21 protein-coding genes are annotated in these 24,613 nt (G+C 75.0%); 13 read left to right on the top strand and 8 right to left on the bottom strand.

The genetic code is table 11. From position 1 onward, the window contains the following. Nucleotides 1-34: 34 nt before the first annotated feature. From ACUXPL_RS05985 to ACUXPL_RS05975, 3 genes are all read right to left on the bottom strand, one after another. Nucleotides 35-1,540, bottom strand: a complete 1,506-nt coding sequence (locus ACUXPL_RS05985; protein WP_454182555.1) for an aldehyde dehydrogenase family protein — start codon at nt 1,538-1,540, stop codon at nt 35-37. A gap of 210 nt (nt 1,541-1,750) precedes the next feature. Next, nucleotides 1,751-3,469 carry a phosphoglucomutase (alpha-D-glucose-1,6-bisphosphate-dependent) gene (gene pgm / locus ACUXPL_RS05980; protein ID WP_454182553.1) on the bottom strand — a complete coding sequence of 573 codons (1,719 nt, stop codon included), beginning with the start codon at nt 3,467-3,469 and terminating at the stop codon, nt 1,751-1,753. Nucleotides 3,470-3,536: 67 nt separating this feature from the next. Continuing rightward, entirely contained in the window at nt 3,537-3,965 is a 429-nt protein-coding gene (locus tag ACUXPL_RS05975) for a Fur family transcriptional regulator (RefSeq protein WP_454182551.1), read from the bottom strand. A gap of 161 nt (nt 3,966-4,126) precedes the next feature. On the opposite strand from ACUXPL_RS05975, the gene ACUXPL_RS05970 reads away from it, so the two are divergent. From ACUXPL_RS05970 to ACUXPL_RS05960, 3 genes are all read left to right on the top strand, one after another. Then, nucleotides 4,127-5,245: an acyl-CoA hydrolase gene (locus ACUXPL_RS05970; protein WP_454182549.1), complete on the top strand. Its 1,119-nt coding sequence runs from the start codon at nt 4,127-4,129 to the stop codon at nt 5,243-5,245. Beyond that, complete coding sequence (locus tag ACUXPL_RS05965) at nt 5,242-7,365, top strand: PIG-L family deacetylase (protein ID WP_454182547.1); 2,124 nt, start codon at nt 5,242-5,244, stop codon at nt 7,363-7,365. Before ACUXPL_RS05970 ends, ACUXPL_RS05965 begins: the two co-directional genes overlap by 4 nt. A gap of 98 nt (nt 7,366-7,463) precedes the next feature. Next, nucleotides 7,464-8,033: a DUF4190 domain-containing protein gene (locus tag ACUXPL_RS05960; RefSeq protein ID WP_255167376.1), complete on the top strand. Its 570-nt coding sequence runs from the start codon at nt 7,464-7,466 to the stop codon at nt 8,031-8,033. A 9-nt stretch (nt 8,034-8,042) separates the two neighbouring features. On the opposite strand, the gene ACUXPL_RS05955 is transcribed toward ACUXPL_RS05960, so the two are convergent. Beyond that, entirely contained in the window at nt 8,043-9,551 is a 1,509-nt protein-coding gene (locus ACUXPL_RS05955) for an amidase (protein ID WP_454182545.1), read from the bottom strand. Nucleotides 9,552-9,634: 83 nt separating this feature from the next. Here ACUXPL_RS05955 and ACUXPL_RS05950 point away from each other — a divergent pair, with 83 nt between their 5' ends. Both ACUXPL_RS05950 and pheA read left to right on the top strand, forming a co-directional pair. Continuing rightward, the gene (locus ACUXPL_RS05950; protein WP_010079684.1) at nt 9,635-9,961 is read left to right on the top strand and encodes a rhodanese-like domain-containing protein; all 327 of its coding nucleotides are present in this window, start codon (nt 9,635-9,637) and stop codon (nt 9,959-9,961) included. After that, the gene (gene pheA / locus ACUXPL_RS05945) at nt 9,958-10,908 is read left to right on the top strand and encodes a prephenate dehydratase (RefSeq protein WP_454182543.1); all 951 of its coding nucleotides are present in this window, start codon (nt 9,958-9,960) and stop codon (nt 10,906-10,908) included. Before ACUXPL_RS05950 ends, pheA begins: the two co-directional genes overlap by 4 nt. A 281-nt stretch (nt 10,909-11,189) precedes the next feature. On the opposite strand, the gene ACUXPL_RS05940 is transcribed toward pheA, so the two are convergent. Then, on the bottom strand, nt 11,190-12,368 hold the full coding sequence (locus ACUXPL_RS05940; RefSeq protein ID WP_454182541.1) for a diacylglycerol/lipid kinase family protein: 1,179 nt from the start codon (nt 12,366-12,368) through the stop codon (nt 11,190-11,192). 43 nt (nt 12,369-12,411) lie between these two features. Between ACUXPL_RS05940 and serS the strand changes: the two genes are divergently transcribed. Together serS and ACUXPL_RS05930 are read left to right on the top strand one after the other, a co-directional pair. Then, nucleotides 12,412-13,695 (top strand): serine--tRNA ligase, encoded by a 1,284-nt coding sequence (gene serS, locus ACUXPL_RS05935; protein ID WP_454182539.1) that lies wholly within the window; start codon nt 12,412-12,414, stop codon nt 13,693-13,695. Nucleotides 13,696-13,810: 115 nt separating this feature from the next. Continuing rightward, entirely contained in the window at nt 13,811-14,620 is an 810-nt protein-coding gene (locus ACUXPL_RS05930; RefSeq protein ID WP_454182537.1) for an HAD family hydrolase, read from the top strand. 27 nt (nt 14,621-14,647) lie between these two features. Here ACUXPL_RS05930 and ACUXPL_RS05925 read toward each other — a convergent pair whose 3' ends face one another. Then, nucleotides 14,648-15,277 (bottom strand): hypothetical protein, encoded by a 630-nt coding sequence (locus ACUXPL_RS05925; protein ID WP_020625282.1) that lies wholly within the window; start codon nt 15,275-15,277, stop codon nt 14,648-14,650. Between the two features lie 89 nt (nt 15,278-15,366). Continuing rightward, entirely contained in the window at nt 15,367-15,954 is a 588-nt protein-coding gene (locus tag ACUXPL_RS05920) for an inorganic diphosphatase (protein ID WP_041104660.1), read from the bottom strand. Between the two features lie 97 nt (nt 15,955-16,051). Between ACUXPL_RS05920 and dacB the strand changes: the two genes are divergently transcribed. From dacB to hpt, 4 genes are read left to right on the top strand one after another with little or no spacing between them, the layout of a single operon-like run. After that, nucleotides 16,052-17,485, top strand: coding sequence for a D-alanyl-D-alanine carboxypeptidase/D-alanyl-D-alanine endopeptidase (gene dacB, locus ACUXPL_RS05915; protein ID WP_454182535.1), 1,434 nt, complete (start codon nt 16,052-16,054; stop codon nt 17,483-17,485). Between the two features lie 33 nt (nt 17,486-17,518). Continuing rightward, nucleotides 17,519-18,700, top strand: coding sequence for a zinc-dependent metalloprotease (locus tag ACUXPL_RS05910; RefSeq protein ID WP_454182532.1), 1,182 nt, complete (start codon nt 17,519-17,521; stop codon nt 18,698-18,700). Next, nucleotides 18,687-19,865: a tRNA lysidine(34) synthetase TilS gene (gene tilS / locus ACUXPL_RS05905; RefSeq protein ID WP_454182530.1), complete on the top strand. Its 1,179-nt coding sequence runs from the start codon at nt 18,687-18,689 to the stop codon at nt 19,863-19,865. The genes ACUXPL_RS05910 and tilS overlap by 14 nt, the downstream gene beginning before the upstream one ends. A 49-nt stretch (nt 19,866-19,914) precedes the next feature. Further along, entirely contained in the window at nt 19,915-20,466 is a 552-nt protein-coding gene (gene hpt, locus ACUXPL_RS05900; RefSeq protein WP_020625288.1) for a hypoxanthine phosphoribosyltransferase, read from the top strand. 40 nt (nt 20,467-20,506) lie between these two features. On the opposite strand, the gene ACUXPL_RS05895 is transcribed toward hpt, so the two are convergent. Beyond that, entirely contained in the window at nt 20,507-21,484 is a 978-nt protein-coding gene (locus ACUXPL_RS05895; RefSeq protein ID WP_454182528.1) for a hypothetical protein, read from the bottom strand. Between the two features lie 394 nt (nt 21,485-21,878). On the opposite strand from ACUXPL_RS05895, the gene ftsH reads away from it, so the two are divergent. Both ftsH and folE read left to right on the top strand, forming a co-directional pair. Then, a complete protein-coding gene (gene ftsH / locus ACUXPL_RS05890; protein WP_180536674.1) occupies nt 21,879-23,969 on the top strand; it encodes an ATP-dependent zinc metalloprotease FtsH in 2,091 nt (696 codons plus the stop codon). 17 nt (nt 23,970-23,986) lie between these two features. Further along, nucleotides 23,987-24,607, top strand: a complete 621-nt coding sequence (gene folE, locus ACUXPL_RS05885) for a GTP cyclohydrolase I FolE (RefSeq protein ID WP_020625291.1) — start codon at nt 23,987-23,989, stop codon at nt 24,605-24,607. Nucleotides 24,608-24,613 lie beyond the last annotated feature (6 nt).

The following is a 24,613-nucleotide window of genomic DNA, read 5'->3' as shown; positions in this document are numbered from 1 at the left end:
CCAGGCCCAGTCAGCCCCGCCTCCACTCCACCCCTCAGAGCATCTTCGGCAGCAGCGCCCGCTTCATCCGCCCGTACGGTGGGTACGCGGTCTTGAGCGTGTCCACCTGGTCCGACTTCGTGATGGACGGGCGCAGGTGGGAGAACGTCTCGAACCCGTGGACGCCGTGGTACGCGCCCATCCCGGACGCGCCGATCCCGCCGAACGGCAGCGTCGCGATGCCGGCGTGCAGCAGGCCGACGTCGTAGCCGAGGCCACCGGCCTGCACCTGGTCGTCGAACGCGCGGTGGTAGCTGGGCCGGTCCGTGAACAGGTACGCGGCCAGTGGGTGCGGGCGCTCCGCGATGAAGTCCAGGGCGTCCTGGAAGGTGTCCACGGTCAGCACGGGAAGGATCGGGCCGAACAGCTCCTCCTGCATGAGCGCGCCGTCGGGCCGCACGCCCGTCACCACGGTCGGCGCCATGTACCGCGCCGCCGCGTCCACGTCGCCGCCGACGAGCAGCTCGGCGCCGGCGTCGAGGTCCGCCTGGAGCATCTCCCGCAGCCGCTCCGCGTGCTCGGCGGAGATGAGCCGGCCGTAGTCCGTCGACGCGCGGGGGTCGTCGCCGTAGAACTCGCGCAGGGCTGCGGGGAGTTCGGCGGTCACCTGGCGCAGCGCGGCCTCGCCGACGGCCAGCACGTAGTCCGGGGCCACGCACGTCTGGCCCGCGTTGGTGAACTTCGCCCACGCGATGCGGCGGGCCATCGCGCCCGTGTTCCGCGACGGCGTCACCACCGCCGGCGACTTGCCGCCCAGCTCGAGCGTCACGGGGGAGAGGGTCTTCGCCGCCGCCTCGTAGACGATCCGGCCCACGCGCTCCCCGCCGGTGTAGAGGATGTGGTCCCACGGCTCCGCCAGCAGCGCGGTGTTGCACTCCTTGCCGCCGGCCACCACGGAGACCAGTGCAGAGTCCAGGTATTGCGGCACCAGCTCCCGCAGCGCCGCCGCCGTGGCCGGGGCCTTCTCCGACGGGCTGAGCACCACCGTGTTGCCCGCCGCCAGCGCGCCCACGACCGGGGCGAGCGCGAGCTGCACCGGGTAGTTCCACGCGCCGATGACCAGCACGAGACCCTTGGGCCGCGGCCGGACCTCCGCGCTCGCGGGCCGCAGGGCCAGCGGCAGCTTCACGGGCCGCGGCTCCATCCAGTCGGTCAGGTGCAGCAGCGCATGGTCCACCTCGGAGCGCACCGAGACGATCTCCGTGATCAGCGCCTCGGTGGCCGGCTTGCCCAGATCCGTGCCGAGCGCCGCGACGAACCGGTCCGCGTGCTCGGTCAGCATCCGCTTCAGGCCCTTGAGCTGGCGCACCCGCACCGCGCGCGGGTGGGCGGCGCGGGAGCGGGCGGCGGCGCGCAGACGCTCGACGGCGGCCCGCGGCTCCTCGGGTCGGGGCCCGGCCGGCGCGATCGGCAGGGCCTCGGTGGGCAACGGCTCGCGGACCGGATCGTCGGCGGGGGTGTCGGGGGAGTCGGTGGTCAGACCGGGGGGCTGCGTGCTCATGCCGGCCACGCTACCGAGCGGCCCTGTGCGACGGCAGGGCGTGGCGCCGTCGTCGCCCCCCGCGCGACCCGCGCACTTTCGCTCGGAAGACGGCGCCCCCAGGGCCTTTTCGTTCGGGAAACGGCGCACGCGCCCCGCCGTTTCCCGAACGAAAGCGGTTCGACACGCCGCCGTTTCCCGAACGAAAGCGGACGGGGAGGGGGCGGGGGGTCAGCCGATGACCGCGTCCACCAGCCGCTGCGCCTCCGCCTGCACCTGCGTCAGGTGCTCGGGGCCGCGGAAGGACTCCGCGTAGATCTTGTAGACGTCCTCGGTGCCGGAGGGCCGCGCCGCGAACCACGCGTGCTGCGTGACCACCTTGAGCCCGCCGATCGGGGCGTCGTTGCCCGGGGCGTTGGTCAGCGTCGCGAGGATGGTCTCGCCGGCCAGCTCGGTCACGGGGACGTCGTCGGGGGAGAGGGTCTTCAGCTTCGCCTTCTGCTCGGCGGTCGCGGGGGCGTCGATGCGCGCGTACGCCGGGTCGCCGTGCAGGGCCACGAGGTCGCGGTACCGCTCGGACGGGGACTGGCCCGTCACGGCGATGATCTCCGCGGCCAGCAGGCACAGCAGCAGCCCGTCCTTGTCCGTGGACCACGGGCTGCCGTCGAACTGCACGAAGGACGCGCCCGCGGACTCCTCGCCGCCGAACACGCCGGTGCCCGTCAGCAGGCCCGGCACGAACCACTTGAAGCCCACCGGCACCTCGACGAGGTCGCGGCCCAGGTCCCCGGCCACGCGGTCGATCATCGAGGAGCTCACCAGGGTCTTGCCCACGCCCGCGCTCTGGGGCCACTGCTCGCGGTGGCGGTACAGGTAGTCGATGGACACGGCGAGGTAGTGGTTCGGGTTCATCAGCCCGCCGTCGGGGGTGACGATCCCGTGCCGGTCCGCGTCGGCGTCGTTGCCGGTGGCGACGTCGAAGGGCGCCTGCCCGTCCGCGTCCGGGGTCATCCGCTCGATCAGCGAGGCCATCGCGTTCGGCGACGAGCAGTCCATGCGGATCTTGCCGTCCCAGTCCAGGGTCATGAACCCGAACCGCGGGTCCACCTCCGGGTTCACCACGGTCAGATCCAGCCCGTGGCGGTCGGCGATCTCGCCCCAGTACGCCACGGACGCCCCGCCCATGGGGTCGGCGCCGATGCGCACGCCCGCCTCGCGGATCGCCTCCACGTCGATCACCTGCGGCAGATCGGACACGTACCGATCCAGGAAGTCGAAGCCGCCCAGCTTCGCGTGGCCGGCGACGTCGGCGCTCGCCACCCGGTGCACGCCCGTCAGCCCGGCGGCGAGCAGCTCGTTGGCGCGGTCGGCGATCCACGTGGTCGCCTCGGTGTCCGCGGGGCCGCCGTGGGGCGGGTTGTACTTGAAGCCGCCGTCCGCGGGCGGGTTGTGCGAGGGGGTGATCACGAGGCCGTCCACGAGGCCGGCGTTGTCCCCGTCCACCGCGAAGCCCGACGGCGACAGCTCGCGCCCGGCGTTCAGGTGCAGGATCGCGTGGGACACGGCGGGGGTGGGCGTGTAGCCGCCGCGGGAGTCGACGAGCACCTCGACGTCGTTGCCGAGCAGCACCTCGACGGCGGTGTCCTGCGCGGGCCCGGACAGGGCGTGCGTGTCCTTGCCGACGAGGACCGGCCCCGTGATCCCGTGGTGCGCGCGGTACTCGACCACGGCCTGCGTGATGGCGGCGATGTGGTCGTCGTTGAACGAGGTCGTGAACGCGGAGCCGCGGTGGCCGGAGGTGCCGAACACGACCTTCTGCGTCGGGTCCGTCACGTCCGGGTGACCGGTGCGGTAGGCCTCCAGGAGGGCGTCGACGTCGATCAGGTCCTGCGGCAGGGCGGGGGTGCCGGGACGCTCGGCGGCGGGCAGGGCGGCGGTGTTCTCGGTCATGTGCCACACCTTGGCACGGGCGGGCGAACGGGGGAAGACGCGCGGCCCAGCGGGACGACGCCGGCGGTCACTCCCGGCAGCCGGCGCACAGCCCCCAGTAGTAGACCTCGGCCTCGTCGACCGCGAAGCCGTGGTCCTCGGGGGCGTCGAGGCACGGTGCGGAGCCGGTGCGGCACGGCACATCCACGACCGTGCCGCAGCCGCGGCACACGAAGTGGTGGTGGTTGTCGCCTGCGCAGATCTCGTAGCGGGCCGGGGAGCCGGCCGGCTGCAGGGAGCGCACGAGCCCGGCCTCGGTGAGCGCGTGGAGGCAGTCATAGACGGCCTGGTGCGAGGTGCCGGGCAGGGCCCGACGCACGGCGGCCAGCACGGTGGACGCGTCCGCGTGGGGGTGGTCGGCGAGGGCGGTCAGCACCGCCAGGCGGGGCCGGGTCACGCGCAGGCCGACGCCGCGCAGCAGCGTGCGCTCGTCCTCGTCCCGCGTCGTGGTCTCCATGCCAGTCGATCCCATCCGGTTCTCTGGAACATGTCAAGAAAGAGCGGGCCGCTTCGCCCCCGGCGCACCGGCCATTCCCCGCCGCGCCCGCGCTGACTACGGTGAATCCTCGACCCCGGGGCGCACCGGCCCGGGCGCCGTCGACGAGGAGGTCCCCACCCATGGCCCAGCCCGAGCCCGTCCGTCTCGTCCCGGGTGGAGCCGTGGACCGCCCGGCCGAGCAGGCCCTCCTCGCGGCCGCCGCGGCCTGCGGCGGCGACGTCGACGCGATGGTCGGGCTGCTCCGTGCGGCTTCCGGTGCCGCGTCCGGTGAAGACGCCGCCCCGCTCGACCTGCCGCTGACCGGCGCGGGGCGCACCCGGGAGCAGTGGGAGCTGCTCGCCTCCGTCGCCGCGCAGGACCTCTCGGCCGCCCGCGTGCTCGAGCCCCATCTGGACGCGCTCTCGATCCTGTCCCAGGCCGGCGTCCCCGCCCCGGCCGGGCTGCTCGGCGTCTACGCCTCCGAGTCCGGCGGCCGCACCCCTGCCCTCCGCCCCGCCCCGGACGGCCCCGACACCGCCTGGCTGCTCGACGGCGAGAAACCGTGGTGCTCGCTCGCGGACCGGTGCGCGGCCGCCGTCGTGACCGGCCGGGAGGCGGACGGCACCCGCCGTGCCGTGCTCGTGGACCTGTCCCACCCCGGCGTGGCCGAGACCGACTCGGCCTGGCCCGCGCTCGGCCTCGCCCCGATCCGCACGGTGGGCCTGGCCTTCGACGCCGTCCCCGGCAGCGCCGTCGGCGGCGCCGAGTGGTACCTGCGCCGGCCCGGCTTCGCGTGGGGCGGCATCGGCGTGGCAGCGGTGTGGTTCGGCGGTGCCGTCGGCATCGCCCGCACCCTGCGGAACGCCACCGCCGCCCGCACGGCCGCCGAGGCCGAGGGCCGCGGACCGGGCCCGGACCAGATCGGTCAAGCCGCGCTCGGCCGCGTCGACCGGCTGCTCCACGCGATGGCCGCCCTGCTCGCCCGTGCCGCCGACGACGTGGACGCCGGCCGCCTCGACCACGGCCGCGGCATGGTCGAGGCCGACCGGATCCGCGGCACCGTGGCGCAGCTGTGCACCGAGGTGATGGACGTCGTCGGGCAGGCCACCGGCCCCGGCCCGCTCACCGGCAGCGCCGCGCACGCCCGCGCCGTCGCCGACCTGCAGGTCTACCTGCGCCAGCACCACGGACACCGCGACGACGCCCGGCTGGGCGCCGCACTCCTGACCGGCGAGACCGACGGCGGCTGGACGTGGTGAGCTTCTCCCACACCGACGACGGCACGTCCGAGGCGGCCTGGGCCGAGGGCGGCGTCGGCGAGCTGCCGGAGCTGCGCCTGCCCGTCTGGGACGCGCAGACGCTGCTGCTCGTGGCCGTGGCCCACCCGGACGACGAGACCCTCGCCGCCACCGGCCTGATCCGCTCCGCCCTGCGCGGCGGGGCACGCGTGCACGTGCTGGTCGCCACCGCCGGTGAGGCCTCCCACCCGCACTCGCCCACGCACACGCCCGCGGACCTGGTCCGACTGCGCCGGGACGAGATGGAGCACGCCCTCGACGCCCTCGCCGCCGGCCTGCCCGCCTCCGCGGGCCCCGGCTCCCCGGCGCGGGACCGGCTGACGTGGGCGTCCCTGGCCCTGCCCGACTCCGGCGTGGCCGAGCACGAGGACGCCGTGCGCGACGCCGTCGCCGTGGCCCTCGACGCCCACCCCGGCCCCGCCGTGCTCGCCTCCCACGACCCGGGCGACGGCCACGCGGACCACGAGGCCGTGGGCCGGGCCGTCGGCGCGGTCGCGGGCGAGTGCGACCTGCCGCTCTACGCCTTCCCCATCTGGTTCTGGCACTGGGCCGACCCGGCCGACCTGCCCGCCCGCCGCTACCGACGGCTGCCGCTCACCGACGACGACCGTGCCGCCCGCCGTGCCGCCCTCGACGCGCACGCCTCCCAGGTCCGGCCCCTCTCCGCCGCCCCCGGCGACGAGGCGATCCTGGGCCCCGCCGTGCTCGCCCACCACGAGCGCCCGTTCGAGGCCCACCGCGTCTCCGGCCCCGACGACGCCGACGCCCACCGGGCCGCCGCCGTCTTCGACCGGCTCTACCGGGCCCAGGAGGACCCGTGGCGCTACCTCAGCTCGTCGTACGAGGCCCGCAAGCGGGCGCTCACCCTCGCCGCCCTGCCCCGGCCCCGCTACCGGACCGTGGTGGAGGCGGGCGCGTCCATCGGCGTGCTCACCGCGGACGTGGCCGCGCGCGCGGACCGCGTGGTCGGCCTCGAAGCCTCCGACATCGCTGTGGAGCGCGCCGCCGCCCGGCTGGCCGGCGCGCCGCACGCCGAGGTGCGCCGTGCCGTGCTGCCCGCGGACTGGCCGGCCGACGTCGCCGGCGCGGACCTCGTGATCGCCTCCGAGATCGGCTACTTCCTGCAGCCCGAGGAGCTCGACGCGCTGATCGACGACGCCGATGCCGCGCTCGCCCCCGGCGGCGAGCTGCTGCTGTGCCACTGGCGCCACCCCATCGAGGGCTGGCCGTTGGACGGGGATGCCGTGCACGCGCGCGTCGCCGCCGACCCGCGCTGGCGGCTGCGCACCGAGCTCGTGGAGGACGACTTCCGGCTCAGCCTCCACGTGCGGGCCGCCGCCGCGACCCACGCCGTCGTCGTGGTGCCCGCCAAGGACGAACAGGAGCGGCTGCCGGCCGCGCTCGCGGCCCTCACCGCCGCCCTGGACCGCTGGGAGGAGCATCACGCGCAGGGCACGGCCGCGGTCGTGGTCGCCGCGGACCGCTGCGACGACGCCACGGTGGCCGCCGCCCTCGAGGCCCGTGCCGCCGACCCGCGCATCCACGTCCTCGAACTGGGGGAGCCGACCGCCGGGCAGGCCGGCGTCGGGCGGGCCCGCGTGGAGGGTGCGCGCCGGGCCCGCGCGCTGTTCCCCGACGTGCCGGCCGAGCGCCTCTGGCTCGCCTCCACCGACGCGGACAGCCGCGTCCCCGCCGACTGGCTGCTGGCGCAGACCGTGGCCGCCGGCCGCGACGAGGTGCTCGTGCTGGGCACAGTGGACGTGCGCCAGGGGCCGCTGCGGCAGGCCTGGCTCCGCGGCTACCGGCACGAGGAGGGGCACCCACACGTGCACGGGGCGAACCTGGGACTGCCGTGGTCGCTGTACGAGGCCGTGGGCGGGTTCCCGCCGGTGGCCGAGCACGAGGACGTCGGCCTGGCCGAGGCGGTGCGGGCCCTGGCAGGGGAGCGCGACGGCGGTGACGGCCGCCGGGTGCGCGTGATCGCCACCGACACCACCCGCGTGCTCACCTCGTCCCGCCTGGAGGGGCGGACCCCCGGCGGGTTCTCCGGGCACCTCAAGGCGGTGGACCGGCCCGGGTGAGGCCGGCCGTGGAGCAGGGGTGCGGGTCCGGGCCGGGACCGGGGGGCACCGCCTAGACTCGGCACCGGACCGCGACGCCCCGAACCGGAAGGACCGTCATGACCGACCCCCACGCCTCCCACGACCCGCGCCGCGAGGCCGCCCGGCCGAGCTGGTACGGGTCCGAGGCCGGTGCGGGCTCCTCCGGCACCGGCTCCTCCGCCGCCGGCTGGCCCGACGCCCCGACCGGCGACGCCGACCGCGCCGCCTGGGATCAGGCCCCCTCGTACGCCGAGCAGGAGGAGCAGACCCGCCCCGCCTACGGGCAGCCGTACGGCTACGGCCAGGACGCGAACACCGTTCCCGCCTACGGCTACGGGCAGGGCACGCCCGGCTACGGCTTCGGGGCCCCGCTGCAGCCCGGCCAGACCGAGGGCGTCGGCCGCTCGGTGGCGTCCATGATCCTCGGCATCATCTCGGTGGTGGGCGGGTTCACGTTCCTCGTCCCGCCGATCGTGGGCGTGGTCCTCGGACACCTGGGCCTCAAGCGCGAGCCCCACGGCCGCGGCATGGCGATCGCCGGACTCGTGATGAACTACGTGTCCCTCGCCCTGCTGCTGCTCGCCGTTGTGTTCCTCGTGATCCTGGTGATCGCCGGCATGTCCGTGAGCGACTACACCTCGACCTGACCGGCCGGCTCAGCCGGCCAGCAGCAGCTCGAGGTGCGCGGCCAGGGCGAGCAGGGGCGCGGACGTGCCGGGCCGGCCGATGAGCTGGACGGACCAGTTCAGGCCCCGCTCGTCCCGGAGCACGGGCACCGCGACCGCGGGCAGGCCGAGCACGTTGACCATCGAGGTGTAGGGCGTGAACGCGCACTGCGCCTCGTAGTTGGCCTCGGGCTCCATCGCCAGGAAGTGGCCGACCGGCGGGGGCGCCGTGGCCAGCACCGGGGTCATCACCACGTCGACGGCGGCGAACTGCGCCCGCACCCCGCGCGCCCACTCCTCGAGCCGGTGGGCGGCGTCGTCGATCTCGGCGCGCCCAGCGGCCCGGGCCGTGCGCAGGAAGTGCGCGGCCACCGCGCCCACGTGCGCCTCGGCGTCCTCCGGCAGCGGCGCCCGGAGCAGCCCGGCGGTCCACACCGTGCGGAAGTCCCGGTGGTAGTCCTCGCCATAGTAGGGGGAGAGGTCCTCGACCGCGTGGCCGCCCGCGTCCAGGGCGGCGGCGGCCTTCGTCAGGGCGGTGACGGCGGGCCGGGCCAGGGAGATCTCGAGGTCGGAGGCGAAGGGCGAGGCCGTGGTGACGCCGATCCGGCGGACGTCGACGGCGCCCCCCGCCCGTGCGGTCTCCACGGTGCGGCGCAGGTCCGGCAGCACCCGGCCGGGCAGGCCCTCGGGGGAGAGCAGCACGTCGTAGAGCAGGGCGGCGTCCTCGACCGTGTGGGCCAGCGGGCCCGACACCGTGAGGTTGCGGACCGTGTCCGCGTGCTCGTCCATCGGCAGCTCCCCGCGACCGGGCTTGAGGCCCACGAGCCCGCACGCGGCGGCGGGGATGCGGATGGACCCGCCCCCGTCCGAGCCCGGGGCGAACGGCAGGATCCCCGCGGCGACGGCGGCCGCGGCCCCGCCCGAGGAGCCTCCCGCGGTGCGGGTGGGGTCCAGGGGGTTGCGGGCCGGCGCCGTGACGAGGTTCTCCGAGTAGGAGTCCAGGCCGAACTCGGGCACGGTCGTCTTGCCGAGGGTGACGGTGCCGGCCGCGCGCAGGCGGAGCGCGAGCGGGTCGTCCTGCGCGGCCGGCGGCGCGTCGGCCAGCAGGGCGGAGCCGAACCGCGTGGGCATCCCGCGCACGTCGATCAGGTCCTTGTACGCCAGCGGAAGGCCGTGCAGGGAGGCGGGGGCGCCGTCGTCGTCCGGGGCGGGGGAGGTGCGCGGACCGGGCACGGCCCGGGGCGCGACGCGCGGGTGGGCCGCGTCCAGCTCGGCGGCACGGGCCCGGGCACCCTCGGCGTCGAGGAGGGCGAACGCGCCGAGGTCCGCGTGGGCCTGGGCCGCGGCGAGGGCGGCCTCCGTGACATCCCGGGCGCTCAGCTCCCCGGCGGCGAGGTCCTCCCGCAGGCGCACGGCCGAGCGGTCCAGGAGCCGGGCCGGGCCGGGGGCGGAGGGGGTGCGGTCGTCGTCGGCGGCGGGTGCGGCGTCGGAGGTCTGCATGCGGCCGAGCCTAACGGGCGTGGCCCGGGTCATGGACGGCGGGGCCTTCCTGGGACGTCCGGGCGGGTGGCTACGCTGAAGCCATGAGCGCCTTCGAGACCGTCGATGTGAACGAGATCCCCGCCGATGCGGCCATCCTGGATGTCCGCGAGGACGACGAGTGGGCCCTGGGCCGCGCCGCCGGCGCCCAGCACATCCCGCTGGGCCAGCTGCCGGACCGGCTCGAGGAGCTGGACCCGGACACGGACTACTACCTGATCTGCCGCACCGGCGGCCGCTCCGCCCGCGCCGCCGAGTTCATGACCGGCCGCGGCTACTCGGCCATCAACGTGGCCGGCGGCTCCGGCGCGTGGCTCGAGGCCGGCAAGCCGATGGAGGCGGACGGCGACGCCGAGCCCACCGTCAAGTGACGGGGACGGACTCCGCTGACGCGACGCCGTCGCGCCTGCGCTACGCCTTCCTCGGCCCGGCAGGCACCTTCACCGAGGCCGCCCTGCGCAAGGTGGCGGACCCGACCGAGGCCGAGTTCGTGTCTGCGGGCTCCGTGCTGAGCGCCGTGGCGGCGCTGCGCAGGGGGGAGGTGGACCGCGCCGTCGTGCCCATCGAGAACTCGGTGGAGGGCGGCGTCTCCGCCACCGTGGACGAGATCGCCCTCGGGGAGACGCTGCAGATCCTCGCGGAGGTGCACGTGCCCATCAGCTTCGTGCTCGTGGGCCGGCCCGGCGTCGCGATCGAGGACGTGCGGCGCGTGACCACGCACCCCCACGCCTGGGCTCAGGTGCGCGGCTGGGCCGAGACGGCGCTGCCGGGCGTGGAGTTCACGCCCGCCCCGTCGACGGCGGCCGGGGCCGGCCTCGTGGCCGAGGGCGACTCCGACGCCGCCGTGTGCGCCCCGCTCGTGGCCGAGCAGACCGGGTTGCCGGTGCTCGCCGAGCGGATCGAGGACGTGCCGGGCGCCGTGACGCGCTTCGTGCTGCTCTCCCGCCCGACGGCCCTGCCCGCGCCCACGGGAGCGGACAAGACCACGCTGGTGGTGCCGCTGCCGGAGGACCGGCCCGGCGCCCTCGGGCAGATCCTGGCCGAGTTCACCACGCGCGGGGTGAACCTCTCCCGCATCGAGTCCCGGCCGACCGGCGAGGGCATCGGGCGGTACTTCTTCTCCCTCGACCTCGAGGGGCACCTGGCGGAGGCCCGCGTGGGTGATGCGCTCGCGGCCCTGTACCGGGAGTACCCCGACCTGCGGTTCCTGGGCTCGTACGCGCAGGCCGAGCCCGTGCCCACGAGGGTGCCGGCCCAGTTCACCGACGCCGCGTATCGCTCCGGCCGCGCCTGGGTGGAGTCCCTCCGCTCCCGCTGAGGCGGTGCAGCACTTTCGTTCGGGAAACGGCGGCCCCAGGGTCACTTTCGTTCGGGAAACGGCGGCCCCCGAGGGACTTTCGTTGACGAAACGGGAGGTTCCTAGGCCCCTTTCGTGGCCGAAGCGGGACGATCACCACGACGACGGGCCGTCGTCGTGCTTCCCGTCCGCGCGTCGCCCCGGCGCCCGTTTCCCGAACGAAAGCGCTGGGGAAGCCGCCGTTTCCCGAACGAAAACGGTGGGGAAGCCGCCGTTTCCCGAACGAAAGCGGGGACGGGGGATCAGATGCGGGGGGCCGGTTCCGGGACGGGGGCGGAGGCGGAGACGCCGTCGTCGCGGACGGAGGCGTCGTCCTCGGCCACGAGCATCACGACGAGCGAGTCCGGCTGCACGCGGGCGTCGAGGGCGGTGATGACCCCGGTGGCGTCGCCGTCGAGCTGGGAGGGCATCGGCTCGGCGAACTCCACCTTCACGCGCTGGGCCTGCTCCGTGTGCATCACGGGGATGGAGCTGCGGTGCCGGGTCACGGTCTTCACGGCGATCCGTGCCCAGTCGAGCGCGTGCCGGGGTGAGAGGACCATGACGTCGAGGAGGCCGTCGTCCAGCTTGGCCTGGGGCAGCAGCTCGACGCCGCCCGTGAGCATCCCGCAGTTGGCCACCATCACGGTGCGCACCTTGAACCGGCGGGGCTGACCGCCGTCGAGGGCCACGGTCACCTCGTGCCGCTTGCCGCGCAGGTGACGCATGCCGGCCTCGCTGTAGGCCAGCCAGCCGGCCAGGCTCTTCAGCTCGTCCTTGGTGTCGCCCATGATGTCCGCGTCGTAGCCGGCGCCACCGATCACGGTGAAGGTCTGCCGGGTGACGCGCCCGTCCTCGTGCGTGAAGCGGACGTCCACGGTGTCGATGCGCCGCTGCCGGCCCCCCACGGCGATCCGCAGGCACTGCTCGACGTCGTTGATCGGCAGGTCCAGGTTGCGGGCCAGCAGGTTCCCGGTGCCCAGGGGCACCACCCCGAGGGCGACGTCGGTGCCGGCCAGCTGCTCGGCCACGGTGCGGACCGTGCCGTCGCCGCCCGCGGCGATCACGAGCCGGGCGCCGGCGTCGAGGGCCTGCCGCGCCATCGCGGTGCCGGGGTCGTCCTCCTGCGTCTCGAGCACGAGCACCTCGCCGAGGCCCTCCGCCTCCGCGAGCCGCTCGAGCTCGCGCCGCACCCGGTCCGCGTGCGTCTTGATGGGGTTCAGCACCAGCGCGACCTCGTGGCGGCCCGTGCTGATCCCGGGCACCTCCTCCAGCCGGCGCTGCACGCCGCCCACCCGCGCGTCGAGGGCGTCCACCAGGAGACGCGTCCGCTCGTGCTGCACGCCGAGGCGGACCTGGCGCACCGCCAGCACCACCACGACGACGGCCAGCACGGCCAGGAGCACCAGGGCGGCCAGCGCCATCCACCACTCGGGAGTCATGCCCCGAGTCTAGGCGTCGGCCCCGCCCGCTAGGCTGGCGCACGTGATCGACGTCAAGGACCTCATCGAGCAGCCCGAGAAGTACCGCGCCTCCCAGGAGGCCCGCGGGGAGGACGCGTCCCTCGTGGACCGCGTGGTCGAGGCGGACGCGGCCCGCCGCTCGTCCATCGCGGGCTTCGAGCAGCTGCGCGCGGAGCAGAAGGCCTTCGGCAAGCGCGTCGCCCAGGCGAAGGGCGAGGAGAAGCAGGCCCTGTTGGCCGAGGTGAAGGACCTGGCCGCGCGCGTGAAGGAGGCCGAGTCGGCCGCCGGCGCCGCCGAGGCCCGCCTCGCGGAGCTGCAGCGTGGGTTCCCGAACCTGATCGTCGACGGCGTCCCGGCCGGCGGCGAGGACGACTTCGTGGTCCTCAAGGAGGTCGGCACGCCGCGCGACTTCGCCGCCGAGGGCTTCGAGCCGCGCGACCACCTCGAGCTCGGCGAGCTGCTCGGGGCGATCGACATGGAGCGCGGCGCGAAGGTGTCCGGCGCCCGGTTCAGCTTCCTCAAGGGCGTGGGTGCGCGTCTCGAGCTCGCCCTGATGCAGCTGGGCCTGGATCTGGCCCTGGAGAACGGCTTCGTGCCGGTCATCCCGCCCACCCTGGTGCGTCCGGAGACCATGCAGGGCACCGGCTTCGACGTCGAGCACGACGACGAGATCTACCGTCTGGAGCGCGACGACCTGTATCTCGTGGGCACCTCCGAGGTGGCCCTGGCCGGCTACCACGCGGACGAGATCATGGACGTGTCCGCCCCCGTCCGGTACGCGGGCTGGTCCACGTGCTACCGGCGTGAGGCGGGCTCGGCGGGCAAGGACACCCGCGGCATCATCCGCGTGCACCAGTTCAACAAGCTGGAGATGTTCATCTACGCCGCACAGGAGGACGCGGAGGCGGAGCACGAGCGCCTGCTGGCGTGGGAGGAGCGGATGCTGGGCGCCATCGAGGTGCCGTACCGCGTGATCGACATCGCCGCCGGCGACCTCGGCCTCTCCGCCGCCCGCAAGTTCGACTGCGAGGCCTGGGTCCCCACGCAGGGCACCTATCGCGAGCTGACGTCCACCTCGAACTGCACCACGTTCCAGGCCCGCCGCCTCAACATCCGCGAGCGGGTCCGCACGGAGGACGGCTCCAAGGGCGGCACCCGCATGGTGGCCACGCTCAACGGCACCCTGGCCACCACCCGCTGGATCGTGGCGATCCTGGAGAACCACCAGAACGCGGACGGCTCGGTCACCGTGCCCGCCGCGCTGCGCCCCTACCTCGGCGGGATGGAGCGCTTCGAGCTGGTCTGAGCGGACGACGTCGTCCCCCGGCGGCGCCGGCCGCCTCGCCCGCCTGCCCCGCGGCGCCCCCGCCGTTCACCCGCGCGTCGCCGTCGTGTCCGGGCCGTGTGGTTGGGTGGGGGCCATGACGAAGAAGCTCGTGTGCCTGGACGTGGACGGAACGATCGTGGACCATGACGGCCATCTGCATGAGCCCGTGCGCGCGGCCGTGCGGGACGTGCTGGACGCCGGGCACCACGTGGTCATCGCGACGGGCCGCTCCCGCGGGGCCACCCTGCCCGTGGCCCGCTCCCTGGAGATCGACGCCGGCTACATGGTGTGCTCCAACGGCGGCGTCACGCTGCGCCTGGACCCCGAGCTGGAGGAGGGCTACGAGGTCACGGACCTGCGCACCTTCGACCCGCGCTCGGTGCTGACCCAGCTGCGCCACCGCCTGCCCAGCGCCAAGTACGCTCTCGAGCTGCCGGACGGCAGCTTCCGCTCCACCGAGCGGTTCCAGGACATGTCCTTCGGCGTGGCCGCGGAGGGCGTCACGTTCGAGGAGCTCATGGACACCACGGCCGTGCGCCTCGTGGTGTTCTCCACGGACTCCTCCGCCGAGGAGTTCGGCCGCGCGGTGGAGGGCATCGGCCTGTCCGGCGTGACCTACTCCGTGGGCTGGACGGCGTGGCTCGACGTCGCCGCGGCGGGCGTGACCAAGGCCTCCGGGCTCGAGGCGCTGCGCACCGTGCTGAAAGTGGCCCCCGAGGACACCGTGGCCGTGGGCGACGGCCGCAATGACATCGAGATGCTGCGCTGGGCCGGCCGCGGCGTGGCCATGGGCCAGGCCGTGGAGGAGGTCGTGGCCGCCGCGGACGAGGTCACCGGGCACGTGGACGAGCACGGGCTCGCGACGGTGCTGCGCTCGCTCCTCGAGGAGCCGGCCGCGGCCTGAGCGGCGCGACCGGCCCGGGCCGCCGGGTCAGCCTCCCGCCAGCGTGAGCAGCCGCGCGGCGGCGGGGCGGCAGGCGTGCTCCTCGTTCCAGTAGGAGCGCTGCACCGCCTGCGAGACGGCCTGCGCCGTGATCCCGAGCGCGGCGGCCGCCGGCTTCTGCTGGCCGCGCACCCCCGGCACCAGCAGGTCCAGCACCGCCCACTCGGCGTCGGTCCGGGACCACACGAGCTGCCCGACGAGTCGCAGCACGGCCTCGGCCTCGGCGGCCGCCTCCTCGTCCCGGCCGCGCACGGCCAACGGGATCCGCGCGGTGGACACGGCCGCCGCCTCCACGGCCCGCCGCGCCGCCGCGAGACCGGGCCCGCCGGCATCGTGCAGGTCCCCGGAGGCGGGCACGCCCGCCGCACCGTCCGCGTGCGTCACCGTCCCGACGCCGACCCCCACGTTCCAGCGGCGCTGCCGCAGGGCGCGCAGCGCCACGTCCACGGCGACGCGCGGATCCTCGACGGCGCCGATCAGCTCGTCGCCCACGGCGCGCTGGAACGGGAGCACGACGGCGTCGCCCAGCCCCGGCACGTCCTGGAGGGCGCGCAGGAACGTGTCCACGCGGTCGCCGGCGTCGAGGGTGTCCCGCTGGTTGATGGTGAGCACGAACATGGTCGTCGATTCTGCCAGTCCGCAGACGACGCCGGCCGCCCACCCCGAGGGGTGAGCGGCCGGCGTCGCGCGCGGGGGCGGTGCGGTGATCAGCGGCCCTGGGGCTCGTCGGTCTCCTCGCCCTCCTCGGTGGCGGGCTGCGCCTCCTCGGTGTCCACCTCGCGGCCCTGGGGCTCGTCGGTCGGGGACTCCTCGCCCTCGGCGTTGAAGCGCTGGATGGAGGCCTCGAGCTCGGCCTCGGCCGCCGCGCGGCCCTCCCAGCCCTCGGCCTTGACCCACTTGCCCGGCTCCAGGTCCTTGTAGCGGGTGAAGAAGTGCTCGATCTCCTGCTTGAGGGACTCCTCCACGTGCTCGAGCTCGGTGATGTGGTCGTAGCGCTTGTCCGCCGGGACGCACAGCAGCTTGGCGTCGCCGCCGCCGTCGTCGGTCATGTTGAACACACCGATCGGGCGGGCCTCGACGACGCAGCCCGGCACCAGGTCGAAGCCCGGCAGGTACACGAGGGCGTCCAGCGGGTCGCCGTCCTCGCCGAGGGTGTTCTCGAAGTAGCCGTAGTGCGTGGGGTACTGCATGGAGGTGAAGAGCACACGGTCCAGGCGCAGGCGGCCGGTCTCGTGGTCGAACTCGTACTTCACGCGGGAGCCCGCGGGGATCTCGATGGTGACGTCGTGCGCCATGACTCTCCTTCGCACAGAGGGTGGGGTGTCCGGGCGGCGCGGCGCCGACCGGCGGTGCTGCCGTCAGCCTACCGGGGGCGTCCGTCATGATGGACGCATGGGACAGGTGGACACGGGGCGCGCTGGGCGTCGGGATCGACGCACGGAACGCCGCCGGAGCCGCTCGCTCCCCGCCGTCCTCCTGGCCGCGCTCGCGGCCGTCCTGGTCGCCTGCGGGCCCGTGACCGCGCCGACGGCCCCGTCGGGCGCGCCCGCCTCGTCGACGACCGCCGCGCCGACGTCGTCGTCCCCGTCCGCCGGCCCCACCGCGGACCAGGTGGCGGCCGCCGTCGAGCCGGGGCTGGAGACGTCCCCGGGCACGGTCTCCGCCGAGTTCCGCGACCTGGCCACCGGCGAGGTGCTGTACGCGCGGGACGCGGACGAGCCCGTGGCCCCCGCGTCCTCGCTCAAGGTGCTCGCCGCCGCGGCCATCGTCTCCGCCCTGGGTCCTGAGACGACCCTGCAGACCACCGTGGTGGCCCAGCCCACCGCGGACGGCGCGGCCACCGAGCTGGTGCTCGTGGGCGGCGGCGACGTGCTGCTGGGCACGGGCGCCTCGGACTCGACACACGTCTCCGGCCGCGCGGGCCTGCGCACCCTCGCGGAGCGGACCGTGGCCGGGCTGGTCGAGGACGGTGTCACCGGGCAGGTGGTGGTCAGCACGGACCTGCGGCTCTTCACGGACCGCACGGCCCTGAACCCGCGCTGGACGTCGGACATCCCGGAGAGCGGCAACATCGCGCCGGTGCAGCCGTTGGCCACCTACGGCGGTCGTGAGGCCTCCGGCACCGGGGAGGACCGCATCGAGGACCCGGCGCAGTTCGCCGCGCTCACCTTCCAGGCCGCGCTCGACGACGCGGTGGCCGCCTCCGGCGCCGACCTCGAGGTGGGTCTGCGGGACACGATCCCGGCCACCGAGGCGCCGCGCTCCACGGTCCTCGCCGCCGCCCCCGTCGCGGCCGTGGCGTCTGCACCCGTGGGGGAGCAGGTCGCGTACCTGCTGGCCCACTCGGAGAACCAGGTGGTCGAGGCCCTGGCCCACACGGCCGCGCCCGCCGCCGACCTGCCGGCCACCCACGAGGGCGCCACGCGGCTGCTGACGGCCACCGCCGAGGACCTCGGCGTGGACACCGCCGGGATGGCGCTCGTGGACTCCTCCGGGCTCTCCCCGGACAACCGGGTCAGCGCGGGCCAGCTGGCCGGCGTCGTGGCCGGGGTGGCCCGCACACCCGCCCTGGGCACCGTGCTGGAGGGCCTGCCGCGGCCCGGCGAGGACTCCACCCTGGGCGACCGGTTCCCGGATGCCCCCGCGCGGCAGGCCGTGGCCGCGAAGACCGGCACGCTCGACCAGACGGTCTCCCTCACCGGCACCGTCACCACGACGTCCGGGCGGGTCCTCGCGTTCAGCATCATCTGCTCGGATCTGCAGTGGAAGCTGGAGCCCGCGCGCGCGGCGGTCGACGAGGCCGTCAGCGCCGTCGCCGGGCTCTGATCCGAGGTCCGGGCCCTGTGATCTGATGGAGCCATGAGCGACGACCACGCGACCGACCGCCCCCGCGCCGCGGACGCCGAGCCGGGCGCCACCGCCGAGCCGGGCCCCGCCGTCGCCCACCCGGTGGACTGGGCCTTCGCGGCACGGACCGCACGGTCCCTCGGCGCCGCCGGCCCCCGGTTCACGCCGCGGGAGGCGACGCGCGAGGCGGACGGCCTGCGCGCCGCCGCGGAGGCCGCCGTGCCGCACGTCCACCGCCTGACCGGGCTCGAGGCGGCACGGGACCTGCGCGACTCGCAGGTGCTCGTGGTGGACCGCCCCACCTGGTCGCGCGCCGCCACCCAGTCCTTCGCCACGCTGCTGGACCCCACGTTCGCGCATCTGCGGGACACCCGGCCCCGCGAGCACGCCGCCGCCACCACCCGCGTCACCCGGCACGCCACCGCCCTGGAGATGGGCGGGATCCTCGCCTGGATGTCCGGGAAGATCCTCGGCCAGTACGACCCGTTCATCGCGCTGCCCGGCCCCGGGGGGACGGCGGCCGGCCCCGCCGGCGGACGCCTGTTGCTCGTGGCCCCGAACGTGGCGCACGTCCGCGCGGAGATCAACGTGGACCCGGCGGACTTCCGCCTCTGGGTGTGCCTGCACGAGCAGACCCACCGTGTGCAGTTCGCGGCCGCGCCCTGGCTGCGCGAGCACCTGCGGGTCGAGATCATGGCGCTCACCGTCGGCCTGTTCGACAAGGCCGAGTCCCTGCCCGAGCGCCTGCGCTCCGCGCTCGCGGCGGCGAACCCGCTGGGCCGGGACGGTGTGGACGCCCGCCCCGCGCCGGGCCTGCTCGGTGCGATCCAGGACGAGGAGGACCGGGAGCGCCTGTCCCGGCTGACGGCCGTGATGTCCCTGCTCGAGGGGCACGCGAACGTGGTGATGGACGGCGTCGACTCCTCCGTCGTGTCCTCCGTCAAGACCATCCGCCGCCGCTTCGACGAGCGCGGCGACCGCCGCTCGCCCCTGGACCGCATGCTCCGCCGCCTGCTGGGCATGGACGCCAAGATGGCCCAGTACCGCGACGGCCAGAGGTTCGTGGCCACCGCCGTGGCCGAGCTCGGCATGGCCGGGTTCAACGTGGTCTGGGACGCCCCCGAGCTGCTGCCGAGCGAGGCCGAGCTCCACGCCCCCGAGACGTGGGTGGCGCGCATCCGTGCCCAGGCCTGAGGCGCAGGGCCCGGGGCCGACGCCGGCGGGCGGGGCCGGCGGCCTGCCCGCGGTCGGCGCATGGCCGCCGCGCACCCGCTGGCCCGAGCCCCTGCACCGGGCCGTCGCGGCGGTGCGGGAGGCCCTCGCGGGCGACGGGTCCTGTCGCGCGGATGCCGTGCCGGGCCGGGCGGGGAATCGCCCCCGCGGGCTCGTCGCCCTCTCCGGTGGCGCCGACTCCCTCGCGCTCGCCGTGGCCTGCGCCGTCCTTGTGGGCACCCGGGAGGGCCAGCGGTTCGGCCCGATCGGCGCGGCCGTGGTGGACCACGGGCTGCAGTCGGGCAGCGACGCGGTGGCGGCGGCCGCCGCCGACGTCGCCCGCATCCTCGGTCTGGCCCCGGTCACCGTCACGCGGGTCGAGGTGGCCCGCACCGGCGACGGCCCCGAGGCCGACGCCCGGCGCGCCCGACGGGAGGCCCTCGCCGCCGCCGCCCGGGACGCGGGGCAGGGGGACGCCGTCGTCCTCACCGCCCACACCGCCGACGACCAGGCCGAACAGGTCCTCCTCGGGCTCGCACGTGGGTCCGGCACGCGGTCCCTCGCGGGCATCCCGGTGCGCGGGACGCTGCCGGGCGGGGCCGCCGTCGTCCGCCCGCTGCTGGGCCTGACCCGCGCGGACACCAAGACGATCTGCCACTGGGCCGGGCTGACCTGGTTCGAGGACCCGCACAACCGCGATCCCGCGCTGCTGCGTTCGCGGGTCCGCACCCGCGTGCTGCCCGCGCTCGAGGACCCCGACGCCGGCCTCGGCCCCGGCGTGCGGGCCGGGCTGGTGCGCACCGCGGCCATCGCGGCCGAGGACGCCGCGGCCCTCGACGCATGGGCCGGCGACGAGGTCACCCGGCTGCGCGTCGACCCGCCCGCCGGGGACCCGCGCGTCGTCTCCCTGGACCTGGACGCCCTGGCCGCCCTGCCCGCCGCCGTGCGCCACCGCGTCATCGCGCGCGCCGCCCGCGCCACGGGAGGACAGGCCCCGCCCCGCGAACGGATCCTCGCGGTGGACGCCCTCGTGACGGGCGCCCGCGCGGGGGGCACGTCGGCCGGCCCGGTGGAGCTGCCCGGCGGGGTGGCCGCGCATCGGGCGTGTGCCAGACTGGACTTCATCCCCTGCCTGCCCGGTCCCTGACTGCGGCCCGGCCCGGCATTCCCGCACGAGCACTCACCAGGAGCGGCGCATGGACGCACAGGATGTCCAGAACGACCTCAGCCACGTCCTCATGTCCCGCGAGGACGTCCAGGACACGATCACGGACCTGGCCCGCCAGATCGACCGCGACTACGCGGACAAGGACCTGCTCATCGTCGCCGTGCTCAAGGGCGCCGTGATGGTGGTCGCCGACCTCACCCGCGCCCTGCACTCCCACGTGGAGCTGGACTTCATGGCGGTCTCCTCCTACGGCTCCGGCACCAAGTCCTCCGGCGTGGTGCGCATCCTCAAGGACCTCGACGCGGACCTCACGGGCCGGCACGTGCTGATCGTCGAGGACATCATCGACTCCGGCCTGACCCTCTCCTGGCTCAAGGCCAACCTGGAGTCCCGCGGCCCGGCCTCGGTCGAGATCTGCACCCTGCTGCGCAAGCCGGAGGCCATGAAGGTGGACATCGACGTGAAGTACGTCGGGCGGGACATCCCCAACGAGTTCGTGGTGGGCTACGGCCTGGACTACGCGGAGAAGTACCGCAACCTGGACTTCGTGGGCACCCTCGCCCCACACGTGTACAGCTGACCGGGGGCCCGGCCCGGTGTGGCCCGGCGGGGCTGACCTGTCACGCGTGGTGTCGCTCTGACGCCGGATCTCCGCCCCATTCCGACTCCTTGCGTGACAGGTAGCCGGCGTTCTCGAGGTGACGGCGCACCTCCACGATCACGCGCGTGAATCCGCGGCGAGCGTCGGAGGAGGACACGGTGATGTTCCGGTATCCCCGTCGCTCGAAGGCCGCGTTGCGCTGCACGTCGCGATCGATCTGGCGATCCGCGCCGTGGTGGCCGCCGTCGTAGTGCAGGGCCACTCTCGCCCGCGGATAGCCCAGGTCCGCCGTCGCGGGGTGGTGCAGGGAGAACTCCGGGTCCCAGACCTCGAGCTGCAGTGCGGGCTCGGGGAGCCCGGCGGCCGTCAGCGCGAGCCGGAGCCGCGTCTCCTTCGGCGAGTGCGCCCCCACCCGGACCAGCGTGGCGGCGGTGCGGAGCCGTCGTCGCCGGTTGTGCGCGGACGGGCTGGTCTCGGCCCCCTGGGCCAGGGCCGCCCGGGTCCGCTCGGCGGCGCCCGGAGCGCCGGACAGCTCCGCCCGGCGGACGAGATGGTCGCCGAGGATGACGAGCTCGTCGTCGTCGAGCAGGGCCGCGAGGTCGACCCAGAGACGGGGCGGGGCGGTGACGTACCAGGCCAGGCCGCCGATCCGCACGCCCTCCACGTCCGCGGGCGGGAGCGCTGTCCGGTGGGAGGTGACGCCGGGGAGGGAGAGCTGGCCACGGTCCCGCGGGCGGCTCACGTGGACGCCGTCCCCCGCGTCCAGCCGTTCCGGCAGCCAGATCTCACGGGCGCGGGCCGCGGTCTGGTGCGACACCACCGTGGTGGCGCGGTGCGGGGCGAGCCGCAGCAGCAGCTCCCGTTGGGCCGTCGAGAGCGGGGTGCTCCACCGGTAGGGGGAGGAGCCGGCCACGGGGCGCTCGACGGCGGCCCTCGCCTGCGCAGCGGTGAAGGGGCCGTCCAGCAAGGACGCGGGAAGCGGGGCAGGGCGACGCATGGTGCCAGCCTGGCGCGGTGGGGCGGGCGGCGTCCTGGGCCGCCGTCGGCCTGGGGAGGAGTTCGGGTGCACGGGGGTCTGTGCAGGCGGGGACGCAGGGGCGCGACCGCAGCGCCGGCGACCTGTCACGCGAGCGGTCGCTCTGAGGTGCGATCCACGCGCCATTCCGACCCCCCGCATTCCCGGTGGGTGTCAGGACGGCGCTGGCCGACGTCGACCCCGGCTGGCCGGCCGCGCCCTGTCCACCTGACGCGAACAGTCAGCGGCCACCCGGGCCGGGCCGGTACCGTGGGGGCTTGACCCGGGCGCGACGTCGGCCCTGCGCCGGCCCCGGCCGCACGGCGGCCGCCCCGGGCAGCCCGGCCCCCGCGGCAGACCAGGAGACACTCGGACCGTGAAGAAGCTGTTCAACAAGCCCTACGTCTGGATCCTGCTGGGCCTGCTGGTCCTCGCCGTCGCGATCCCGCTGACCACGTCGCAGAGCGGCCGCACCATGGTGGACACCAACGTGGGCATGGCCCTGCTGAAGGACGACAAGGCTGCGCAGGCCCGCGTGGTGGACGGGGACCAGCGCGTGGACCTCACCCTGCGTGAGCCCTACAAGCAGGACGACCGGGACCTCGGCAAGGAGGTCTACTTCTACTTCGCCACCGCGCGCGCCACGGACGTGGTCACCGCGGTGGACGACTCGGCCCTGGACGGCTACACGGACGAGCCGGTGCGGAGCAACTGGTTCCTCTCGCTGCTCGGCTTCATGGTCCCGTTCCTGCTCATCGCACTGCTGTTCTGGTTCCTGATGTCCCGCATGCAGGGCGGCGGCGGCAAGGTCATGCAGTTCGGCAAGTCCCGCGCCAAGCTGATCAACAAGGACAACCCGGACGTGCTGTTCAAGGACGTCGCGGGCGCGGACGAGGCCGTGGAGGAGCTCCAGGAGATCAAGGAGTTCCTCACCATGCCGGACCGCTTCCGCGCGGTTGGCGCCAAGATCCCCAAGGGCGTGCTGCTCTACGGCCCGCCCGGCACGGGCAAGACCCTCCTCGCCAAGGCCGTGGCCGGGGAGGCCGGCGTGCCGTTCTACTCGATCTCCGGCTCGGACTTCGTGGAGATGTTCGTGGGCGTCGGAGCCTCGCGCGTGCGCGACCTCTTCGAGCAGGCCAAGTCCAACGCCCCCGCCATCATCTTCGTGGACGAGATCGACGCCGTCGGTCGGCACCGCGGCGCAGGCATCGGCGGCGGCAACGACGAGCGCGAGCAGACCCTGAACCAGATGCTCGTGGAGATGGACGGCTTCGACGCCTCCACGAACGTCATCATGATCGCCGCGACCAACCGCCCGGACGTCCTGGACCCGGCGCTGCTGCGCCCGGGCCGATTCGACCGCCAGATCCCCGTGGACGCCCCGGACCTCGAGGGCCGCGCCAGGATCCTCGAGGTGCACGCGCAGGGCAAGCCGATCGCCCTGGACGTGGACCTGCGCTCCCTGGCCAAGCGCACCCCCGGCTACACGGGCGCGGACCTGGCCAACGTGATCAACGAGGCCGCGCTGCTCACGGCGCGCTCGAACAACAACGTGATCGACAACCACGCCCTGGACGAGGCCGTGGACCGCGTGATGGCCGGCCCGCAGAAGCGCACCCGCCTGATGAACGAGCATGAGCGCAAGGTCACCGCCTACCATGAGGGCGGCCACGCGCTCGTCGCGGCCGGGCTGCGCAACTCCGCCCCGGTCACCAAGATCACGATCCTGCCCCGCGGCCGCGCCCTGGGCTACACGATGGTGGTGCCGGAGGACGACAAGTACTCCGTCACCCGCAACGAGCTCCTGGACCAGCTCGCGTACGCGATGGGCGGGCGCGTGGCGGAGGAGATCGTGTTCAAGGACCCGTCCACGGGGGCCGCGAACGACATCCAGAAGGCCACGGACACGGCCCGCAAGATGGTCACCGAGTACGGCATGTCCGCCAAGGTGGGCGCCGTCAAGCTCGGCGGCGGCAGCTCCGAGCCCTTCGTGGGCGGCGCCACCGGCGGCTCCTCCCGCGAGTACTCCGAGGAGCTCGCGTACCTGGTGGACGCCGAGGTCCGCACCCTGCTGGACCAGGCCCACGCCGAGGCCCACTGGGTACTCACGGAGAACCGGGACGTCCTGGACCGCCTGGCCTACGAGCTGCTCGAGAAGGAGACGCTCACCCAGGAGGCTATCGACGCCATCTTCGCGGACGTCCGCAAGCGGCCCGAGCGCGGCGTGTGGCTGGCCTCGGACGACCGGCTCCCGCAGGACATCCCGCCCGTCCTCTCCCCCTCCGAGCGCCGCTCGCGCCACGACGGCGGGGAGCAGACCCCCGTCGGCGTCGAGGGCACCACGGTGCCGGTGCGTCCGGAGGGTGCGCCGCCGTCGTCGCTGGGCGGGGACGCGGCCGGCCCCGGCCTGCCTCCGCACGGCGGCCCGAGCAACACGCCGGGCCCCGGCGAGGGGCCGACCTATTGACCGCGCAGGAGGCCCGCATGACAGCCCACACCCCCGACGACGCCGTCCCCGGCACGTTCGACCCGGACTCGACCGCGGTCGACCGGCCGCGCATCGAGGCGGCGGTGCGGGAGATCCTGCTGGCGATCGGTGAGGACCCGGACCGCGAGGGCCTGGCGGACACCCCGGCGCGGGTGGCCAAGGCGTACGCGGAGTTCTTCGCGGGCCTGCACCAGAGCCCGGACCAGGTGCTCGGCACCACGTTCGACATCGCGCACGAGGAGCTCGTGCTGGTGAAGGACATCCCGTTCTACTCGACGTGCGAGCACCACCTGGTGCCGTTCCACGGCACCGCACACATCGGCTACATCCCCTCCGCCGAGGGCCGCGTGACGGGGCTGTCCAAGCTGGCCCGCCTCGTGGAGCTGTACGCGCGGCGTCCGCAGGTGCAGGAGCGGCTGACCACGCAGGTGGTGGAGGCGCTCATGGAGCATCTGGCCCCGCGCGGGGCGATCGTGGTGGTGGAGGCCGAGCACATGTGCATGTCCATGCGCGGCGTGCGCAAGCCGGGCGCGAAGACCGTCACCTCGGCCGTGCGCGGCCAGCTGCGGGATCCGTCCACGCGCTCCGAGGCGATGAGCCTCATCATGCACGGCTGAGGACCA

The organism is Micrococcus sp. 140720015-1 (assembly GCF_053627595.1).
This window is presented reverse-complemented; position numbering and strand designations above follow the sequence as displayed.

Coding starts and splice junctions, on each gene's coding strand:
- ACUXPL_RS05985 (WP_454182555.1), bottom strand. CDS start 1,540: ATGAGCACGCAGCCCCCCGGTCTGACCACCGACTCCCCCGACACCCCC.
- pgm (WP_454182553.1), bottom strand. CDS start 3,469: ATGACCGAGAACACCGCCGCCCTGCCCGCCGCCGAGCGTCCCGGCACC.
- ACUXPL_RS05975 (WP_454182551.1), bottom strand. CDS start 3,965: ATGGAGACCACGACGCGGGACGAGGACGAGCGCACGCTGCTGCGCGGC.
- ACUXPL_RS05970 (WP_454182549.1), top strand. CDS start 4,127: ATGGCCCAGCCCGAGCCCGTCCGTCTCGTCCCGGGTGGAGCCGTGGAC.
- ACUXPL_RS05960 (WP_255167376.1), top strand. CDS start 7,464: ATGACCGACCCCCACGCCTCCCACGACCCGCGCCGCGAGGCCGCCCGG.
- ACUXPL_RS05955 (WP_454182545.1), bottom strand. CDS start 9,551: ATGCAGACCTCCGACGCCGCACCCGCCGCCGACGACGACCGCACCCCC.
- ACUXPL_RS05950 (WP_010079684.1), top strand. CDS start 9,635: ATGAGCGCCTTCGAGACCGTCGATGTGAACGAGATCCCCGCCGATGCG.
- ACUXPL_RS05940 (WP_454182541.1), bottom strand. CDS start 12,368: ATGACTCCCGAGTGGTGGATGGCGCTGGCCGCCCTGGTGCTCCTGGCC.
- ACUXPL_RS05930 (WP_454182537.1), top strand. CDS start 13,811: ATGACGAAGAAGCTCGTGTGCCTGGACGTGGACGGAACGATCGTGGAC.
- ACUXPL_RS05925 (WP_020625282.1), bottom strand. CDS start 15,277: ATGTTCGTGCTCACCATCAACCAGCGGGACACCCTCGACGCCGGCGAC.
- ACUXPL_RS05920 (WP_041104660.1), bottom strand. CDS start 15,954: ATGGCGCACGACGTCACCATCGAGATCCCCGCGGGCTCCCGCGTGAAG.
- dacB (WP_454182535.1), top strand. CDS start 16,052: ATGGGACAGGTGGACACGGGGCGCGCTGGGCGTCGGGATCGACGCACG.
- ACUXPL_RS05910 (WP_454182532.1), top strand. CDS start 17,519: ATGAGCGACGACCACGCGACCGACCGCCCCCGCGCCGCGGACGCCGAG.
- hpt (WP_020625288.1), top strand. CDS start 19,915: ATGGACGCACAGGATGTCCAGAACGACCTCAGCCACGTCCTCATGTCC.
- ACUXPL_RS05895 (WP_454182528.1), bottom strand. CDS start 21,484: ATGCGTCGCCCTGCCCCGCTTCCCGCGTCCTTGCTGGACGGCCCCTTC.
- folE (WP_020625291.1), top strand. CDS start 23,987: ATGACAGCCCACACCCCCGACGACGCCGTCCCCGGCACGTTCGACCCG.